The organism is Nonomuraea sp. NPDC004702, from assembly GCF_053601695.1.
Genome location: NZ_JBSGCE010000002.1, coordinates 372,458 through 389,044, shown reverse-complemented (window position 1 = coordinate 389,044; position 16,587 = coordinate 372,458). Strand labels below are relative to the sequence as shown.

The window sequence follows — 16,587 nt, the reverse complement described above, 5'->3', positions numbered from 1 at the left end:
GGCTTCTGGCCTCGGCGGACGATTCTGCGCCACGACGGGGGTCTTGCCGCAAGCCCCCCGGTGCGCTATACGTTAAGAGTGGAAAGGAGTAGAAGCTCCTTTTTCTGCCACTTTGCTCCGCGCCACAGGCCCTGCCTCGCTTCACAGCACAGCGGAACCGGGTGACCCGCCCGTGACGGGCGGATCACCGGTCGAGGGTCACCAGTCGCCGTCGCCGCCCTCGTCGTCGTCGCCTTCGAAGATCTCCTCGACGATCTCCCCCGCCACCAGGCCGCCGACCACGCCGGCGGCGCCGGCCGCGGCCACCGCGCCCCAGCCCGGCCCGCCGTGGTGCTGCTCGTGATGGCCGTAGCCGTGGTGACCGTGGTGGTCACCGTACCCGTGGTCGCCGTGGCCGTGGTGGTCGCCGTGCCCGAAGCCGCCGTGGGCGTGCGCGGCCAGGCCGGACAGCCAGCGGTCGAGCTCGGCGGCCCAGTCGGTCTGCAGGGCGTCGGCGTGGCTGACGGTGAAGCGGCCGATCGCGTCGCCGGAGTAGCGGCCGGCGCGCTTGTCGGCCTCCAGGACCACTTCAAGCCCCGCCGGGTCGGCCACGAAGGTCACTTCGAGCTCGCCGAGCACGCCGGCGTACCGGCCGGCCGGGTAGAACTCGATCTCCTGGTAGAACGGCAGCTCCTGGCGCACGCCGTACAGGCGGCCGGCCTCCAGGTCGGCGGACTTGAACGCGAAGCCGAGCTGCAGCAGCGCCTCCAGGATGCGCAGCTGCGAGGGCAGCGGCTCGACCGCGACCTCGTCGAGGTCGCCCTTGTCGACCGCCTTGGCGATGGCGAGCTCGGTGCGCACGCCCAGCGCCATGCCGTGCAGCGGCTGCCCGCCGATCTGGCTGATCGGCGCCTCCCACGGCACGCCGATCTGGAACGGGATCGTGCGCTCCTCGCCCTGGCGCAGCACGAACGGCCCCGACACCTGGACGCGGGAGAACTCCCCGGCCCCCGCGTGCTCGCCGTCGCCGTGCTCGAACTCCACGCGGGCGACCAGGCCGAGGGTGACGTGCTCGATCTCGGCGTCGAAGTCGCCGCCCTTGAGCCGCACCTCGCCGGACAGCGTGCCGCCCGGCTGGACGCGCGGGGTCGCCAGAACGGTGTCCACCGAGGGCGCGCCGACGCCGAAGGCACCCAGCATGCGTTTGAAGACCACGGCTTGTTCTCCCTGTCGAAGATCGAATGTGTGCAGCCGACCCGCACAACGATCTCCGTCCGGCCCCGGTTCCGGCCATGCCGAAAACGTCTGCCGTAAAAAGGGCGGGAACGGCGGGATCCCGGAGTGCGGCGCGTTCGCCGCACTCCGGGATCCCGGCGCGTTCCGCTCTACCGGACGCTGCGTCTGCCGTAGAGGCCCGCCGCCAGGGCCACCCCCAGACCGGCGAGCACCACCTGGATGACCAGTTCTATCCAGTCGATGCCGCGGGTGTCCGCGACGCCGACCGCGGCGGCGATCGCGGTGCCGATGAGGGCCGCGACGATGCCGATCACGATGGTGAGCCAGATGGGGATGCTCTGACGGCCCGGCACGACCAGCCGGCCGAGGACGCCGATGACGAGCCCGATGATGAGGGCGGAGATGATGCCGGTGACTGCCACGCTTCACACTCCCGTTCTGCCGCGCCGGATGTCGCCACCCCTCGTGGGGGAGGAGTGCCTCCGGCCTGACAGCGCCATTGCTTCCCAGCAGCATCACAAAGAAACCGGACCACTCAGCCTGATATCGGTTCATGGCGGACAGGTTCCATGCGGGTGTGCCGTTCGCGGTGGTGGCGGAGGCGCCCCCGCGGTGCCTACACTGCGGGCACACCCCACGACAGCAGACGCGAACGAACGGCGCACCGAACCCCTCTCAGGAGCCCTTTGTGACCGTCAGACGAATCGTGCTGCACGCCCTGCTCGCGGCGACGACGGCGACGACCGCCGCCGTGACCGCCGCGGCGCTGGCGAACGCCGCCGCCTTCACCCTCACCAGCACCGCCTTCACCCAGGGCGGGATCATCCCGAAGGTGCACGAGTGCACCAGCGGCGGCCAGACCGACCCCGGCCGGCGCAACGAGTCGCCGCCCCTGACCTGGAGCGGCGGCCCGGCCGGCACCCGCGGCTACGCCCTGGTGATGCGGGACCTGGACAACAACAACCTCATCCACTGGGTGATCTACGACATCCCGGCGGACGTGACCTCGCTGCCGCAGAACGTCGAGCACGCCTACCGTCCGACGGCCCCGGCCGGGGCCCGGCAGATCTACTACCGCGGCAGCGCCAGCCTGTACGGCTACCAGGGGCCGTGCTCCCCCTGGTCGGTCAACACCTACCAGTTCACCGTGCACGCCCTCGACCGGGCCGCCCTGACCGAACTGGGCTCCGGCTCGTCCACGACGACCGCGGCGCGGGTGATCTCCGGCGCGTCCCTGGGGACGGCCGTGCTGTCCGGCGAGTCCTGAACGCTCAGGAGCGCCGGGGTTCCCGCGGTCAGCCGAGGGCGCGATCGAGGTTGAAGGCGGCGCTGATCAGGGCCAGGTGGGTGAACGCCTGCGGGAAGTTGCCCTGCTGCTCGCCCGTCCGGCCGATCTCCTCGGCGTACAGGCCGAGGTGGTTGGCGTAGGTCAGCATCTTCTCGAAGGCCAGGCGGGCCTCCTCCACCCGGCCGGCGCGGACCAGCGCCTCGACGTACCAGAAGGAGCAGATGGAGAACGTGCCCTCCTGGCCGCGCAGGCCGTCGGGGCTGGCGTCCGGGTCGTAGCGGTAGACCAGCGAGTCGGACACCAGGTCGGCGGTGAGCGCGTCGAGCGTGGACAGCCACTTCGGGTCGGTGGGCGAGACGAACTTGGCCAGCGGCATCATCAGCAGCGCCGCGTCGAGCACGTCGCCGTCCTCGTGCTGGACGAACGCCTGCCGCACGTCGGACCAGCCGTGGGCCATGATCTGCCGGTAGAGGTCGTCGCGCGCCCCGCGCCAGTGGGGGATGTCGGCGGGCAGGCCGCGACGGGCGGCCATGCGCATGGCGCGTTCGATGGCGACCCAGCACATCAGCCTGGAGTACAGGAACTTCTTGCGTCCGCCCCTGGTCTCCCAGACGCCCTCGTCGGGCTGGTCCCAGTTGTCGCAGACCCAGTCGACCAGGGCGCAGACGGCGTCCCAGTGGTCGCTGGAGATGGGTTTGCCCCATTTGTCGTAGAGGTAGACGGAGTCGAGCAGGGCGCCGTAGATGTCGAGCTGGAGCTGACCGGCGGCGGCGTTGCCGACGCGCACCGGGGCCGAGCCGCGGTAGCCCTCCAGGTGGTCGAGCTGCCGTTCGGGCAGGTCGGTGCGGCCGTCGATGCCGTACATGATCTGGAGGGGGCCGTTGGGTCCGGCGGGGCGCAGGCTGACGTGCCGGGTCAGGAACGACATGAACGCCTCGGCCTCGCCGGTGAAGCCCAGCCGGAGCAGGGCGTAGACGCAGAAGGCGGCGTCGCGGACCCAGAGGTAGCGGTAGTCCCAGTTGCGCTCGCCGCCGATCAGCTCGGGCAGGCTGGTGGTCGGGGCGGCGACGATCGCGCCGGTCGGCGCGTACGTCAGCAGCTTGAGCGTCAGGGCCGAGCGGTGGACCATCTCCCGCCACCTGCCCCGGTAGCGGGAGGCCGACAGCCATTTACGCCAGAACGCGACCGTGGCGGTCAGCGCCTCCTCCGCCTCGACGTGCGGGCAGCCGAGGGGCGGGATCTCGGCCTCGATCCGGTCGAGCGCGAACACCTCCGACTCGCCCTCCACGAGGGTGAAGCACGCCCGCACGTCGCGTCCGTCGCACTCGACCGGGACGGTGGCGCTCAGCCCGAGCGTCAGCCGGTCGGACTCGAAGACGGTCAGGCCGTCGACCTCGCGCACGACGTGCGGGTCGGCCCCGTAGCCGAAGCGGGGGGCCACCCGCGCGTGGAACGGCAGCGAGCCGCGCACGCAGAGCACCCGGCGGATCAGCCGCTGCCGGCCGCGGCCGCCCGGCTCGCCGATGATCGGCATGAAGTCCTGGATCTCGCCCACCCCGCTCTCGGTGAAGAAGCGGGTGATGAGCACGTTGGTGTCGGGGAAGTAGAACTGCTTGGTCCGCGCCGGCACGTCGGTGCCCAGCTCGAACGCCCCGCCGCGGTCGGCGTCGAGGATCGAGGCGAACACGCTGGGCGAGTCGAAGGCCGGGCAGCAGTACCAGTCGATGGTGCCGTCGGTGCCGACCAGGGCCACGCTGCGCAGATCGCCGATGAGGCCGTGCTCGGCGATCGGCAGGTAGCGGTCACCGTCTGCTCCACCCATCGCAGCAGTTCTCCCTGGTCAGAGCGGTGCTCAAACCTCGCGCCCGGCCTCCTCCAGCGCGGCCAGGCGGCGGCGGAGGTGGGTGCGCTCGGGCTCGCTCCCGGCCGCCCCGAGCGCGGCGCGGTACGCCTCGGCGGCCTCGGGCAGCCGGCCGAGCCGGTGCAGCAGGTCGGCGCGGGCCAGCAGGTACGGGTGGTAGTCGCGCAGCCGCCGCGCCCCGGCCAGCTCCTCCAGCAGCGCCAGCCCGGCCTCGGGCCCGTCGCGCATGGCCACGGCCGCCGCCCGGTTCAGCGCCACCACCGGAGAGGGGTCGAGCGCGAGCAGCACGTCGTATAGGGCCACGACCTGCGGCCAGTCCGTCGTGGCCAGGTCCGGGGCCTCGTCGTGCAGCGCCGCGATCGCGGCCTGGACGGCGTACGGGCCGGGCGGGCCGCCGCTGAGCGCGGTCACCACCAGCGCCGAGCCCTCCTCGATCATGGCCCGGTCCCAGAGGCCGCGGTCCTGCTCGCCGAGCAGCACCGGCTCCCCCTCGGCCCCGGTACGGGCGTCGCGCCGGGCGTGCACCAGCAGCAGCAACGCCAGCAGCCCGGCGACCTCCCGCTCGGCGGGCAGCAGCCGGCGCAGGATCCGGGCCAGCCTGATCGCCTCCTCGGCCAGGTCGAGCCGCTGGAGGAAGGGCCCGGAGCTGGCCGCGTACCCCTCGGTGAAGATCGAGTAGATCACCTGGAGCACGCCGGGCACCCGTTCCGGCAGCTCGTGGGCCTCGGGCACGCGGAACGGGACGCGCGCCTCCCTGATCTTCTTCTTGGCCCGGACGATGCGCTTGGCCATCGTCTGGGCCGGCACCAGGTAGGCCCGCGCCACCTCGGGGGTGGTCAGGCCGGCCAGGCAGCGCAACGTCAGCGCCCCGCGGTCCTCGGCCGGCAGGGCGGGGTGGGCGCAGGTGAAGAAGAGCCGCAGCCGTTCGTCGGGCAGGCCGCCGTCCTCGCCGGGGGGCGCTTCGGGGGCGGCCCGCTCGGCCTCGGCCGCCAGGACGGCCAGCCGGGTGGCCAGCGCCTGCTCACGTCTGAGCCGGTCGACCGCCTTGCGCCGCGCGGTGGTCATCAGCCACGCGCCCGGATTGGGCGGCACGCCCTCGGCGGGCCAGTGCCTCAGCGCCGCCTCGACGGCGTCGGAGGTGACCTCCTCGGCGAGGTCGAGGTCGCCGAAGCGGCGGACGAGCGCGGCCAGCAGCCGGCCGCGCTCCTCACGGAAGACGGCCTCGATCTCACGCATCGAAGTCGGCGACCGGGCGGACCACCACCGACCCGCCGCCGCGCGCACCCGGGCAGCGCACGGCCCAGTCGAGGGCGGCGTCGAGGTCCGGCACGTCGATCACGTAGAAGCCGCCCAGCACCTCGCGCGTCTCGGCGTACGGGCCGTCGGTGACGGTCGGCGTGCCGTCGGCGCTCACCCGTACAGTGGTGGCGGTCACCAGGTCGGCCAGCGACTCGCCGGAGACCAGGATGCCCGCCTCCCGGACGGACTTGTCGTAGGCCATCCACTCCTGGAAGTCGCCCGGCTCCTGCTCGTCGGAGGTGCCGGCGTTGATCAGCAGCATGTACTTCATCGGTGTTCCCCTTCGCGGTCGGCGTACGGCGGGGCCGCCGTACGCCTTCACCACGAACGGGACCCGCCCGGATGGACACGCCATGACGATGAGTTTTCCGGGTCCGTCCGGTCATTGTCACGACACGTCACTTCAGGAGGACCGATGAGCGTACTGGAACAGCGGATGCGGGGCGTGCTGGGCGGGTTCGTGGCGCGGGGCGAGGTGCCGGGGCTGGTCGGGCTCGTCCATCATCGGGGCGAGACGCACGTCGTGCCGATGGGCACGCTGGAGCGCGGCGGCGGGGCGGCCGTCGAGGCGGACTCGATCTTCCGGATCGCGTCGCTGACCAAGGCCGTCACCGCGGCGGCGGCGATGATCCTGGTGGAGGAGTGCGTCCTGCGGATCGACGACCCGATCGACGACCTCGTCCCCGAGCTGGCCGGTCGCCGGGTGTTGCGCGCCCTGGACGCGCCGCTGGACGACACGGTGCCCGCCACGCGGCCGATCACCGTACGCGACCTGCTGACCTTCCGGCTGGGCACGGGACAGCTCCTGGTGGAGGGCGACGAGCTGCCCATCGTGCGCGCGATGCGCGACCCACGGATCGACCGCGGCCCCGACGGCCCCGGCAGCGGCCCTGACGAGTGGCTCGCCCGGCTGGGCGCGCTGCCGCTGATGTTCCAGCCGGGCGAGCGGTGGACCTACCACACGAGCGCCGACGTCCTGGGCGTGCTGGTCGCGCGGGCCGCCGGGAAACCGCTGCCCGACTTCATGACCGAGCGCGTCTTCGAGCCCCTGGGCATGCGCGACACCGGCTACCACCTGCCGGCGGACAGGCTCCACCGCCTGGCGGCCTCCTACCGGCCGGACGGCTCGGGCGGCGTGACGCCGAGGCCCGACCCGCGCGTGTGGCACGAGCCGCCGGCCTTCCCGTCCGGCGGCGGCGGCCCCGGCCTGCTCTCGACCGTCCTCGACTACGCCGCCTTCCTTCGGATGCTGCTGGAGAAGGGGCGGCACGACGGCGGCCGGATCCTGTCGCGGGCCTCGGTCGAGCTGATGACGGCCGACCATCTGTCGCCGGCCCAGAAGGCGGGCGCCGAGACGTTCCTCGGGGCGGGCGGCTGGGGGTTCGGGATGCAGGTGGACACCCGGGCCGATCGCCTGTACACCCGGCCGGGCCGGTTCGGCTGGACCGGCGGGCTCGGCACCACGGCCTACGCCGATCCGTCGGAGGGGCTGGTGGGCGTGCTGTTCACCCAGGTGGCGATGACGTCGCCGGTGGCGCCCAAGGTCTTCGAGGACTTCTGGACCGTGACGTACACCTCGATCGACCAGCACCTCACCCCGATTTCCGGCAGATAAGGTGGGTATACGGCGTTTCGGGGGATTTCGCCGCTCACAATGCTGAGGGGGACGGGTGGCGGAGTCGTTCGGCACGATGCTGCGGAGCCTGAGACACGCCGCCGGGCTGACCATCGAGGAGCTCTCCCACGCCTCCGGCGTCAGCGTGCGCGCCATCGGCGACATGGAACGCGGGGCCAGCCGGGGCCCGCAGCGGCGCACCGTCGAGGCCCTGGCCGAGGCGCTGCGGCTGGACGGGCCGCGGCGCACGGCGCTGTCCGACGCCGCCCGCGCCGGCCGCCCGCGCCAGGACGCCGCGCCGGGCGCCTGCCAGCCGCCCCGCGGCGTGGGCGACTTCACCGGCCGCGAACGGGAGCTGCGCCTGCTGCGCGACCTGGCCGCCCGCACGGCCGAGGACGCGCCCGCCGTCGCCGCCGCCGCTTCCGGGGCCGAGGACGCGCCCGCCGTCGTCGCGGCCGTCTCCGGGGCCGCCGGCATCGGCAAGACCGCCCTGGCCGTCCGCGCCGCCGCCCACCTGGCCGACCTGTTCCCCGACGGCCGCTTCTACCTGGACCTGCGCGGCATGGACCCGGTCCCGCTGGACCCGGGCACGGCGCTGTCCCGGCTGCTCAACGCCCTGGGCGTGGCCGAGCGGCGCATCCCGGCCGACGAGGAGGACCGCCCCGGCCAGTACCGCGCCCTGCTGCGCGGCCGGCGCTGCCTGGTCATCCTGGACAACGCCGCGCACGAGGCCCAGGTGCGCCCGCTGCTGCCCGCCGAGGGCCCGTCCATGACGCTGGTCACCAGCCGCCGCCCGCTGGCCGGGCTGGAGGGGGTGCACCAGGTGCCGCTGGCGCACCTGGCGGCCGGGGAGTCGGCCGCGCTGCTGCGCGCGATCGTCGGCGCCGAGCGCGCCGACGCCGACCCGGACGGGGTCGCCCAGGTGGCCGACCTGTGCGGGAACCTGCCGCTGGCGCTGCGCATCGCCGGGAACCGGCTGCAGAGCAGGCCCGGCTGGACCGCCGGGCACCTGGCCGCCCGCCTCGGCGACGAGGGACGCCGGGTGGAGTCGCTGGCCGCCGGCGACCTGTCGGTGGCGGCGGCCTTCGCGCTGTCGTACCGGCAGCTGTCGGCGCCCGCGCGGCGCGGCTTCCGGCGGCTGGCGCTGGCCGCCGCGCCGGACTTCGGGGCGCCGATGACGGCCGTCCTCGCCGAGCTCGGCGCGGAGGAGGCCGAGGACGCCCTGGAGGAGCTGGTCGATCTCGGGCTGCTGCAGTCGCCGTACCCCGGCCGCTACCGCTTCCACGACCTGGTACGGCTGTTCGCCCGCGCCCGGCTGTCCGACGAGGAGCCCATGACGGCGCAGCGGCAGGCGCGGCGGCGGATGGACGACTGGCTGCTGGAGGTCGCGACCGTCGCCGGGCGCTGGTTCGAGCCCGGCTACGGCGCGCCGCCGTCCGGGTGGAGCTCGCTGGTCGAGCTGGACAGTGCGCGGCAGGCGCAGGAATGGCTCCAGGCCGAGGGCGCGGCGTGGCTGGCCGCGCTGCGGCAGGCGGCCCGCGCCGGCGAGCACGCGCGGGTCGTCGAGGTGGCCGAGGCCATGCACTGGTTCTCCGACCTGTGGATGCACTGGGGGCACTGGCCCGAGGTGTTCGAGCTGTCGTCCGGCGCGGCCCGCGAGACGGGCGACCGCCTGCAGGAGGCGGTGCACCTCAACTACCTGTCCTGGGCGCGCACGTACTGCCAGGGCCGCTACGACGAGGGCGAGCGGACCGCGCTGCGCGCGCTGGAGCTGGCCCACGAGGTCGGGGACGTGCGCCAGCAGGCCTGGGCCCTGACCTACGCCACCTGGGCGCTGTGGGGGCGCGACGACCGGCGTGCCACGGAGACCGGCCTGGAGCACGCGCGGCGGGCGGCGGAGTGCTTCCGGCAGGCCGGCGACCCCGAGGGCTACGCCCAGGCGATGCTCAGCGTCGGCAACGGCCTGCGCCGGCTGGGCCGGATCGAGGAGGCCGTACGGCACGGGCTGGAGCTGCTGGAACGGCTGCGCGACCCGGCGTTCGGCGGCACGCCGGTCATCGTCGCCCACGCCGTCGGGGCGGCGCTGGACCTGCTGAGCGACGGCTACTTCGCGCTCGGCCGCTGGCAGGAGGCCGCCGACCACTATCGCGAGGCGCTGGTCGAGCTGCGCAAGCGCCCGATCAACCGGGCCACGGCCCAGACGCTGACGAACCTGGGCCGGGCGCTGGTCGAGCTGGGACGGCGGGAGGCGGCGCGCGAGGCGTTCCAGGAGGCCCTGGAGCTGTACGAAGCCTCCGCCGACGCCGTCCGGGCGGCCCGCGTGACCGCCGAGCTCACCCGCCTGGCCCGGGTCGAGACCACTGTGACGACCCCGGAAGGCGCTCGCTGAGCGGGCCGGTCAGGGGTCCACGAACCGTTCGATGAAGGTCAGGGCGGTGCCGCAGACCTCGCGCCAGCCGCTGTCCACGGTCATCGAGTGCCCGCGCCCCGGCAGCTCGACGATCTCGGTCAGATGGTGCCGGTTGCGGGCCTGCCACAGGTAGGCGGCGTGCGCGGCGGCCCACGGGACCGTGCGGTCCATCTCGCCGGCGACCAGCAGCAGCGGCCCCCGGTCCGGCGCGGCGCCGTCGAGGCCCGTGGGGTCGCCCGCCTCCGCCGCCCGGACGGCGTACGTCTCGTACAGCCGCCTGGCCTCCTCCTCGCCGACGGCGTTGGCCACGGCGTGCCGGAAGCGCCCGTACGTGAGCGCCCCGCGGAACGGCGCCGGGCTGATCGCCACGCAGGCGCAGGCCAGCCCGCGGCCGGCCAGGATCTGCGCGACCAGACCGCCGGCCGCGTGGCCGACCAGGGCGGGCCGGCGCGCCAGCCCGCCGATCAACCCGGCGAAGTGGCCTGCGGGATGCCCGGCGGCCTCGCCGTCCTCGGGCCAGGCCGGGATGACGGGGACGAACCCCGCCTGCCCGAACACCTCGGCCCAGGGCTCCCAGCTCTCAGCCAGCAACCACGGGTCGTGGACGAAGACGACCGGGACCCGCCCGGTGGCGTTGGCGTGCCGCACCTGGTCGAGGTCGTAGGCGGAGGGCATGGCGCGGCAGGTCAGCTCTCGTGCAGGGCCCGGCGCAGCGTGCCGGCGGCCAGCTCGATCGCCGACTCGGCCGCGTACGTGCCGCGCAGCGCGTTGAGCATGACGAAGTCGTGGATGATGCCCTGGTAACGCACGGCGGTCACCGGCACCTCGGCGGCGCGCAGCTTGGCGGCGTACGCCTCGCCCTCGTCGCGCAGCACGTCCGCCTCGCCGGTGATGACCAGCGCCGGCGGCAGACCGGCCAGCTCCTCGACGGTGGCCCGCAGCGGGGACGCGGTGATCTCGGCGCGTTCGGCCTCCGAGGTCGTGTACTGGTCCCAGAACCACTGCATGCCGTCCCGGCGCAGGAAGTAGCCCTCGGCGAACTGCCGGTAGGACTCGGTGTCGAAGGACGCGTCGGTCACCGGGTAGAACAGCACCTGGCGGCGCAGCGACAGCCCGCCGCGCTGCTTGGCCATGATGGTCAGCGCGGCGGTCATGTTGCCGCCCACGGAGTCGCCGGCCACCGCGACGCGCGTGGCGTCCAGGCCCTTGGCGGCGCCGTCGGTGACGATCCAGCGGGCGACCGTCCAGTTCTGCTCGATGGCGACCGGGTAGCGGTGCTCGGGCGACAGGTCGTACTCGGGGAAGACCACGGCGGCGCCGGCGCCGGTCGCCAGCTCGCGGACCAGCCGGTCGTGGGTGTGGGCGTTGCCGAAGACCCAGCCGGCGCCGTGGATGTAGATGATCACGGGCAGGGCGCCGGTGCTGCCGGCGGGCCGCACGATGCGGGCCCTGACCTCGCCGGTGGGTCCGCCGGGGACCGTCACCCACTCCTCGTCCACGGCGGGCAGTTCGGCCGGGCCGGACTGCACCTCGTTCACGGCCTTGCGGCCCTCCTCCAGCGGGAGCTGGAACAGGTACGGCGGCTCGGCGGTGGCCTCGGCGAACGCCTGAGCGGCTGGTTCCAGGACGGGCTTGATCATGATCGCTCCAGGAAGAAGGGGTGGGAAGCAGGGGGGCCGTCACCCATCCAAACGACCGGCCCGCGGAAAGACGAGGCGGAACCACAGGCAGAAGTACGTTTCCGCCTCGTGCGCGCGAGCGGCCCGGCTGTTGGATCGCCACCGGGGCCGACCGGTCCCTTTCGCCCCGAGAAGGAGTTTTTCCCATGACGGAGAGCACCACCCCGACGGTCGTCCTCGTGCACGGCGCGTTCGCCGACGCGGCGAGCTGGTCCGGCGTCATCGCCGAGCTGCAGCGGGACGGCATCCCCGTGGTGGCCCCGCCGAACCCGCTGCGCGGCCTGGCCTCGGACGCGGCGTACGTCGCCTCCGTCGCGGCCCAGATCGACGGCCCGGTCGTGCTGGCAGGCCACTCGTACGGCGGCGCGATCATCACCGTGGCCGGCGCGGCGGACAACGTCGTCGGCCTCGTCTACGTCGCCGCGTACGTCCCGGACGAGGGCGAGAGCCTGGGCGAGCTCCAGGGCCGCTTCCCCGAGCCGCCGCTCGGCGCGAGCCTGCGGCAGGCGTCCTACCCGCTGGCGGACGGCGGCGACGCCGTCGAGTTCACCATCGCCGCCGACGCCTTCCCCCAGGTCTTCGCCGCCGACGTGCCGGCCGAGGTCACCCGGGTCCTCGCCGTGGCGCAGCGGCCCCTGGCGGCCGGGGCGTTCACCGAGGGCGCGGCCACGGCGGCCTGGCGGGCCAAGCCGTCGTGGGCCGTCATCGCCGACGCCGACCAGGCCATCAACCCCGACGTGCAGCGGTTCGGCGCCGAGCGGGCCGGCGCGACCGCCGTGGAGGTCGCCGGCGCCTCGCACGCGGTCGCGGTGTCGCGGCCGAAGGAGGTCGCCGACGTGATCCGGGCGGCCGTCCGGGCCACCGCCTCCTGATCGCCTCCTGATCGCCTCCTGATGGCCTGCCCGGCCGCCAGGAGGCCGGGCGGTCAGGACTGCTTGCCGAGCCCCTGGAAGCGGCTGTCGATGAAGTCGCCCCAGGTGGCGTTCAGCGACATCAGCTCGCCGTCCACCATCTTCCACTGGCGGGCCTTGTGCTGCGGGTAGGCGAAGAGCACCGACGACAGGCGCTCGTAGCCGGCGGGCATCGGCTTGGTGTGCACCCGGTGCGTGGACGGCCGGAACCGCCCGTCGGAGGCGCTGGTGAGCATCCGGCCGATGTTGCACAGCACGACGTCGGTCCCGGCGATCACCGGCTCGACCCAGGTGCCGTCGTGCAGCACGTACTGCAGGCCCTGGTCGGACGGGGGAAGCTGGAGGCCGAGCATCTGGATGCCGGAGTGCTCGTGGGCCAGCACCTCGCGGTCGCCGACGTCCCGGTAGTGGATCACCCGCAGGTTCGTCGCGTCGTGCGAGAGGTCCAGCTCGGGCGTGCCGGGCGGCATCATGCCCCGGACGACCTCGCCGAAGAGCGAGATCAGCCGGAAGGCGATGTCGAACACCTCGGCGGCGCGGGCGCCGAACGCCGGGAAGGCCCGCAGCACGTCACCCGCCCCGGGCGGCTGGTCGCCGATCATGGCGCCGCTGACGTGGATGAACTCCTTCGGGTCGGGCACGCCGTTGGCCAGGCGCGGGATCTCCGAGTTGTACGGGAAGAACCCGTGCGTGCCGCCGACGGCGAGCTGCGGGACGACGTCGTAGGCGTAGTCGGACAGGCTCGGCCCGGTCGCCCGGCAGGCCGCGGCGAACTCGTTCATCATGGCCTCGACGCGCTCGCCGATGCCGGGCACCTCCGCGGCCATGAAGCCCCATCCGGTCAGCTGCGACCTGATGGCGTCGGTGGCGGCGGCCATGTCGGCCTCGATGTCATGCAGCCTGACGACGGGGGCGCGGCCGCTGAGTTCCATGAGAGGGACGTCCATTGTCACTCCGTTTCTCGATGACCGTTCGGGGATGGTTCGTCGTACGTGCTACGTGCCGGTGCTGCTCAGGTGGCGCGGGGTGCGGACGGCGGGGTCGAGGCCGAGCCGCTGGGCGACCAGGGCGACCTCGGTGCGGTTGGAGCAGTTGAACTTGACGAGCAGGTTCGAGATGTGGCGCTTGACGCCGTGGATGGAGATGCCCATCGAGCGGGCGATCTGGTGGTTGCTCATGCCGCGCAGCAGCAGCGCCAGCACCATGTGCTCGCGCTCGGTCAGGCGGCCGAGCAGGTCGGGGCCGCCCCTGGACGGGACGGGCGCGTCGCCGCGCAGCAGCCGATCGAAGGTGCCCGACAAGCCGGCGACATTGATCTCGTCCCACAGCAGGCAACCGGCCAGCCCGTACCGCTGGGCGACGCAGGGGGCGAGCTCCTCCCCCTGACGCACCATGGCCAGGATCTGCGGGCGGGCCCGGCGGGGGCGCCCGCCGAGCACGTCCGGCAGGACCGCGAGCGGGATCACCGCCACGTCGAAGTCCTCGCCGGCCAGCAGCAGCCGGGCCTCCGCGCAGCTGCGCACGACCGCGACCCCGGCCACGTTCGACACCTTCATCAGCAGCGGCGGGAGCCCGTAGAAGGAGACCTCGTCCTCGGCGAGCCAGAAGACGGACAGCCTGGTGCACCTCGCCCGGAGGCTGGAAGGGGAGGCCGGGATGGGGTGGCCGGCCTCCAGCGTGATGGCACTCATCGCATGATCCTCTCTGCGTCGGCGAACGGCGGTCGGTCGGTACGCGGCGGCGGCTCACTCAGTCGCGGCGTCTCACCAGGTGGAAGGAGAAGTCGGTGCCCCTGTGGTAGTCCTGCGAATACAGCACCGGCCGTCCGGCGCTGTCGTGGTGGGTCTGGAGGAGCAGCAGCCAGGCGCCGCCGTCCTCGTGGGTGCCGATGCGCTCGGCCTGGGCGTGGCTGAGGGTCACCGCCCGCACCTGGGCGACGGCGTAGGCGATGGTGTGGCCGTGCTCGGTGAGGAGCTGGAACAGCGAGCCGGTCCAGTCCACCTCGTCCATGGGGCGGCCGATGAGCGAGCGCGGGAACAGGTCGATCGAGTACAGCAGCGCGTCGTCCCGGTGCCGGCGCAGGCGTTCCAGCCGGACGATGGCCTCGCCGGGCGGCAGTTGCAGCAGCTCGCGCTGGTGGCGGTCCGGCTCGGTGGCCATGACGTCGAGGACGGTGTTGTCGGCGGTGAACCCGCGGCTGGCCAGCATCTCGGTGACGCCTTCGAGGCGGGTCAGCGGCCGGTCCAGGCTGGGCTGCGAGGTGAGGTAGCGGCCGTCGCCGTGCCGGGCCTGGATCAGCCCTTCCTGCTCCAGGAGCTTGAACGCCTCCCTGATGCTGGTGCGCCCGACGTCGAACAGGGTCATGAGCTCGTTCTCGGACGGCAGCCTGTCACCGGGGCGCAGCCCCTGCTCGACGATCAGGGCGTGCAGCCGGTCACGGATCTGGATGGCCAGGGTGGGATGACGTCGTGTCACGCGGGTCTCTCCTGCACGGACGGACCGCGGAGCGGGGCGATGCCGAGCTCGGCGGCCGATGGGTAGCTGGGGGCACAGAACCGGCGCGTGACCGAGACGGTCGCCACCTGGCAGGCGAGCCGGACGCCGCGCACCAGGCCCGTGCCGGCGCAGAGGGCGGCCGCCAGGGCGCCGGTGAAGGCGTCACCCGCGCCGGTGGTGTCCACAACGCGCACGCTGGGGACGTCGATCAGCATAGTGCCGCCGTCGTCGGCGATCTCGGCGCCGTGCTCGCCGCGGGTGACGACGACGATGCGTCCCCTGGTCCTGCCGCGCAGGTCGTCCAGGTCGCCGGGGGTCTCGCCGGCCAGCGCGGCCAGCTCGCCCTCGTTGAGCACCACCACGTCGGCGCGGGCCAGCAGCTCCTTCCCGGTCCCCTCCAGGAACGGTCCCGCCGGGCTCGGATTGAGCAGGACGCGCACGCCCGGCGGGGCCGCCGTCGCGGCCGCGTACGAGATCTCCAGCGGGATCTCCCCCTGCAGCACGAGCACGGACCCGGCGGGCAGGCCGGCGGCGACGGCGGCCGCCTGGGCGGGCGGCAGCAGGTCGGCGGCCCCCGGCCAGGTCATGACCAGCTGCCCGCCGGCCGCGTCGACGTAGACGAAACTGCGCCCGGTCGCGACGCCGACGGCCGTGGTGCACTCACCGACCTCGATCCCCTCGGCGCGCAGCTCGGCCAGCGCCACCGGCCGGGCGGCGTCGTCGCCGAGGCAGCCGACGAACCGGGCGGCGGCGCCCAGCCGGGCCGCGGCGACCGCCACGTTCGCGGCCTTGCCGCCGTGCGCGGTGGCGTAGTCGGCGGCGTTGACGCTCTCGCCCGGCTCCGGCAGGCGGTCGCCGAACATGTAGAGGTCGACGATGTAGGCCCCGATCGCGACGACGGTCACGAGCCCAGCCCCAGGGCGCAGGGCGCGATGCTGTCGGCGTCGACGGTCACCCGCACGTCGGGGTGGTGGTGCGCGAAGGTCACCGGGAGCAGCACGTCCGGCTCGGTGGTGAGCAGCAGCACCCGGACGATGTACCGCTTCCAGGCGCCGCCGTCGGTGATCAGGTGCAGCCGGCGGGCGGAGAGGATCTCCGACATGCCGACGGTGATCGCCATCCGCGGGATCGCCTGCGTGTAGCCGCCGGTCACCCGGTGGGAGTGGGCCACGATCGTGTCGTCGAGCAGCGGGACGACGCGCGTGGTCGAGGCGGCGAACTCCGCGGCGGTGTACTGGTGCCAGCGCGTGGACGGCGGCTCGTTGAAGGCCAGGTGCCCCCGGTAGCCGAAGCCCGCGTAGCAGGTGTCGGCCCCGCCCTCGCCGCGCAGGCGCTCGCCGAACGCGTCGGGGTCGAACACGTCGGGGAAGACGACGTTGCCGGGGTGGGGCCGCAGGTCGGGGTCGAGGAGCTGGTAGAGGTTGCGGTCGCAGTAGCCGCGGAAGCTGAAGGGGTGCGAGGGGTCCACCGGCCGGCCCTGCCAGTCGAGGAACTCGTCCATGTGGAAGGCGTACACGTCGGCCCAGCTGATGCGTTCCTCGTTACAGATGCGCGCCAGGATCGGGTACTGCGCCTTCGGGCCCACGGGCAGGATCCAGCGGGTGGGCTCGCCGCGCATGTTGCGGGCGCGTAACTCGTCGGCCATCTCCCGGGCCAGCCGGTAGTAGAGCTCGGTGGTGTCGGGGTAGACGGTCAGCGGGTGGCGGGCGATGGCCGCCAGTTCCTCGGCCGGCATGGACAACATCTCGTCGGTCAGCTCGGCCGACGTGCGGGGATAGGGGTAGTCGAGGTGCCTCGCGCTCGCGGTGGTCAC

16 protein-coding genes are annotated in these 16,587 nt (G+C 73.6%); 4 read left to right on the top strand and 12 right to left on the bottom strand.

From position 1 onward, the window contains the following. Positions 1-198 precede the first annotated feature (198 nt). Positions 199-1,194 (bottom strand): sporulation protein, encoded by a 996-nt coding sequence (locus ACWEJ6_RS04345; protein ID WP_387668365.1) that lies wholly within the window; start codon positions 1,192-1,194, stop codon positions 199-201. Between the two features lie 170 nt (positions 1,195-1,364). Beyond that, positions 1,365-1,637: a GlsB/YeaQ/YmgE family stress response membrane protein gene (locus ACWEJ6_RS04340; RefSeq protein ID WP_387668368.1), complete on the bottom strand. Its 273-nt coding sequence runs from the start codon at positions 1,635-1,637 to the stop codon at positions 1,365-1,367. 266 nt (positions 1,638-1,903) lie between these two features. Between ACWEJ6_RS04340 and ACWEJ6_RS04335 the strand changes: the two genes are divergently transcribed. Continuing rightward, positions 1,904-2,482 (top strand): YbhB/YbcL family Raf kinase inhibitor-like protein, encoded by a 579-nt coding sequence (locus tag ACWEJ6_RS04335; RefSeq protein WP_452421149.1) that lies wholly within the window; start codon positions 1,904-1,906, stop codon positions 2,480-2,482. A gap of 28 nt (positions 2,483-2,510) precedes the next feature. Here the strand turns inward: ACWEJ6_RS04335 and ACWEJ6_RS04330 are convergent, their stop codons facing one another. Genes ACWEJ6_RS04330 through ACWEJ6_RS04320 form a run of 3 tightly spaced genes read right to left on the bottom strand, consistent with a single transcriptional unit; the run spans position 2,511 to position 5,934 of the window. After that, positions 2,511-4,325 (bottom strand): glycoside hydrolase family 15 protein, encoded by a 1,815-nt coding sequence (locus tag ACWEJ6_RS04330; RefSeq protein WP_452421147.1) that lies wholly within the window; start codon positions 4,323-4,325, stop codon positions 2,511-2,513. A 30-nt stretch (positions 4,326-4,355) separates the two neighbouring features. After that, positions 4,356-5,600, bottom strand: coding sequence for an RNA polymerase sigma factor (locus ACWEJ6_RS04325; RefSeq protein WP_452421145.1), 1,245 nt, complete (start codon positions 5,598-5,600; stop codon positions 4,356-4,358). Continuing rightward, positions 5,593-5,934, bottom strand: a complete 342-nt coding sequence (locus ACWEJ6_RS04320) for a YciI family protein (RefSeq protein WP_352319589.1) — start codon at positions 5,932-5,934, stop codon at positions 5,593-5,595. The genes ACWEJ6_RS04325 and ACWEJ6_RS04320 overlap by 8 nt, the downstream gene beginning before the upstream one ends. Positions 5,935-6,078: 144 nt before the next feature. On the opposite strand from ACWEJ6_RS04320, the gene ACWEJ6_RS04315 reads away from it, so the two are divergent. After that, a complete protein-coding gene (locus tag ACWEJ6_RS04315) occupies positions 6,079-7,278 on the top strand; it encodes a serine hydrolase domain-containing protein (protein WP_452421143.1) in 1,200 nt (399 codons plus the stop codon). A 55-nt stretch (positions 7,279-7,333) separates the two neighbouring features. After that, entirely contained in the window at positions 7,334-9,667 is a 2,334-nt protein-coding gene (locus ACWEJ6_RS04310; RefSeq protein WP_452421141.1) for an ATP-binding protein, read from the top strand. 9 nt (positions 9,668-9,676) lie between these two features. Here ACWEJ6_RS04310 and ACWEJ6_RS04305 read toward each other — a convergent pair whose 3' ends face one another. After that, positions 9,677-10,363 carry an alpha/beta hydrolase gene (locus tag ACWEJ6_RS04305; RefSeq protein WP_358283132.1) on the bottom strand — a complete coding sequence of 229 codons (687 nt, stop codon included), beginning with the start codon at positions 10,361-10,363 and terminating at the stop codon, positions 9,677-9,679. An 11-nt stretch (positions 10,364-10,374) separates the two neighbouring features. Beyond that, the gene (locus tag ACWEJ6_RS04300; protein ID WP_452421139.1) at positions 10,375-11,328 is read right to left on the bottom strand and encodes an alpha/beta hydrolase; all 954 of its coding nucleotides are present in this window, start codon (positions 11,326-11,328) and stop codon (positions 10,375-10,377) included. 185 nt (positions 11,329-11,513) lie between these two features. On the opposite strand from ACWEJ6_RS04300, the gene ACWEJ6_RS04295 reads away from it, so the two are divergent. Then, positions 11,514-12,239, top strand: coding sequence for an alpha/beta fold hydrolase (locus ACWEJ6_RS04295; RefSeq protein ID WP_452421137.1), 726 nt, complete (start codon positions 11,514-11,516; stop codon positions 12,237-12,239). 53 nt (positions 12,240-12,292) lie between these two features. On the opposite strand, the gene ACWEJ6_RS04290 is transcribed toward ACWEJ6_RS04295, so the two are convergent. From ACWEJ6_RS04290 to ACWEJ6_RS04270, 5 genes are read right to left on the bottom strand one after another with little or no spacing between them, the layout of a single operon-like run. Continuing rightward, positions 12,293-13,225 (bottom strand): 2OG-Fe(II) oxygenase family protein, encoded by a 933-nt coding sequence (locus ACWEJ6_RS04290; RefSeq protein WP_352349644.1) that lies wholly within the window; start codon positions 13,223-13,225, stop codon positions 12,293-12,295. Between the two features lie 48 nt (positions 13,226-13,273). Then, positions 13,274-13,969, bottom strand: a complete 696-nt coding sequence (locus tag ACWEJ6_RS04285; protein ID WP_452421134.1) for a response regulator transcription factor — start codon at positions 13,967-13,969, stop codon at positions 13,274-13,276. Positions 13,970-14,027: 58 nt separating this feature from the next. Continuing rightward, on the bottom strand, positions 14,028-14,753 hold the full coding sequence (locus ACWEJ6_RS04280) for a GntR family transcriptional regulator (protein WP_387668394.1): 726 nt from the start codon (positions 14,751-14,753) through the stop codon (positions 14,028-14,030). Further along, positions 14,750-15,679, bottom strand: a complete 930-nt coding sequence (locus ACWEJ6_RS04275; protein WP_452421132.1) for a PfkB family carbohydrate kinase — start codon at positions 15,677-15,679, stop codon at positions 14,750-14,752. Before ACWEJ6_RS04275 ends, ACWEJ6_RS04280 begins: the two co-directional genes overlap by 4 nt. Continuing rightward, on the bottom strand, positions 15,676-16,587 hold the full coding sequence (locus ACWEJ6_RS04270; RefSeq protein ID WP_387668398.1) for a 6-phosphogluconolactonase: 912 nt from the start codon (positions 16,585-16,587) through the stop codon (positions 15,676-15,678). Before ACWEJ6_RS04270 ends, ACWEJ6_RS04275 begins: the two co-directional genes overlap by 4 nt.

Bases quoted from the DNA above. Each gene is read 5' to 3' on its own strand.
- ACWEJ6_RS04315 (WP_452421143.1), top strand. From the start codon at position 6,079: ATGAGCGTACTGGAACAGCGGATGCGGGGCGTGCTGGGCGGGTTCGTG.
- ACWEJ6_RS04285 (WP_452421134.1), bottom strand. From the start codon at position 13,969: ATGAGTGCCATCACGCTGGAGGCCGGCCACCCCATCCCGGCCTCCCCT.
- ACWEJ6_RS04330 (WP_452421147.1), bottom strand. From the start codon at position 4,325: ATGGGTGGAGCAGACGGTGACCGCTACCTGCCGATCGCCGAGCACGGC.
- ACWEJ6_RS04305 (WP_358283132.1), bottom strand. From the start codon at position 10,363: ATGCCCTCCGCCTACGACCTCGACCAGGTGCGGCACGCCAACGCCACC.
- ACWEJ6_RS04295 (WP_452421137.1), top strand. From the start codon at position 11,514: ATGACGGAGAGCACCACCCCGACGGTCGTCCTCGTGCACGGCGCGTTC.
- ACWEJ6_RS04290 (WP_352349644.1), bottom strand. From the start codon at position 13,225: ATGGACGTCCCTCTCATGGAACTCAGCGGCCGCGCCCCCGTCGTCAGG.
- ACWEJ6_RS04325 (WP_452421145.1), bottom strand. From the start codon at position 5,600: ATGCGTGAGATCGAGGCCGTCTTCCGTGAGGAGCGCGGCCGGCTGCTG.
- ACWEJ6_RS04300 (WP_452421139.1), bottom strand. From the start codon at position 11,328: ATGATCAAGCCCGTCCTGGAACCAGCCGCTCAGGCGTTCGCCGAGGCC.
- ACWEJ6_RS04320 (WP_352319589.1), bottom strand. From the start codon at position 5,934: ATGAAGTACATGCTGCTGATCAACGCCGGCACCTCCGACGAGCAGGAG.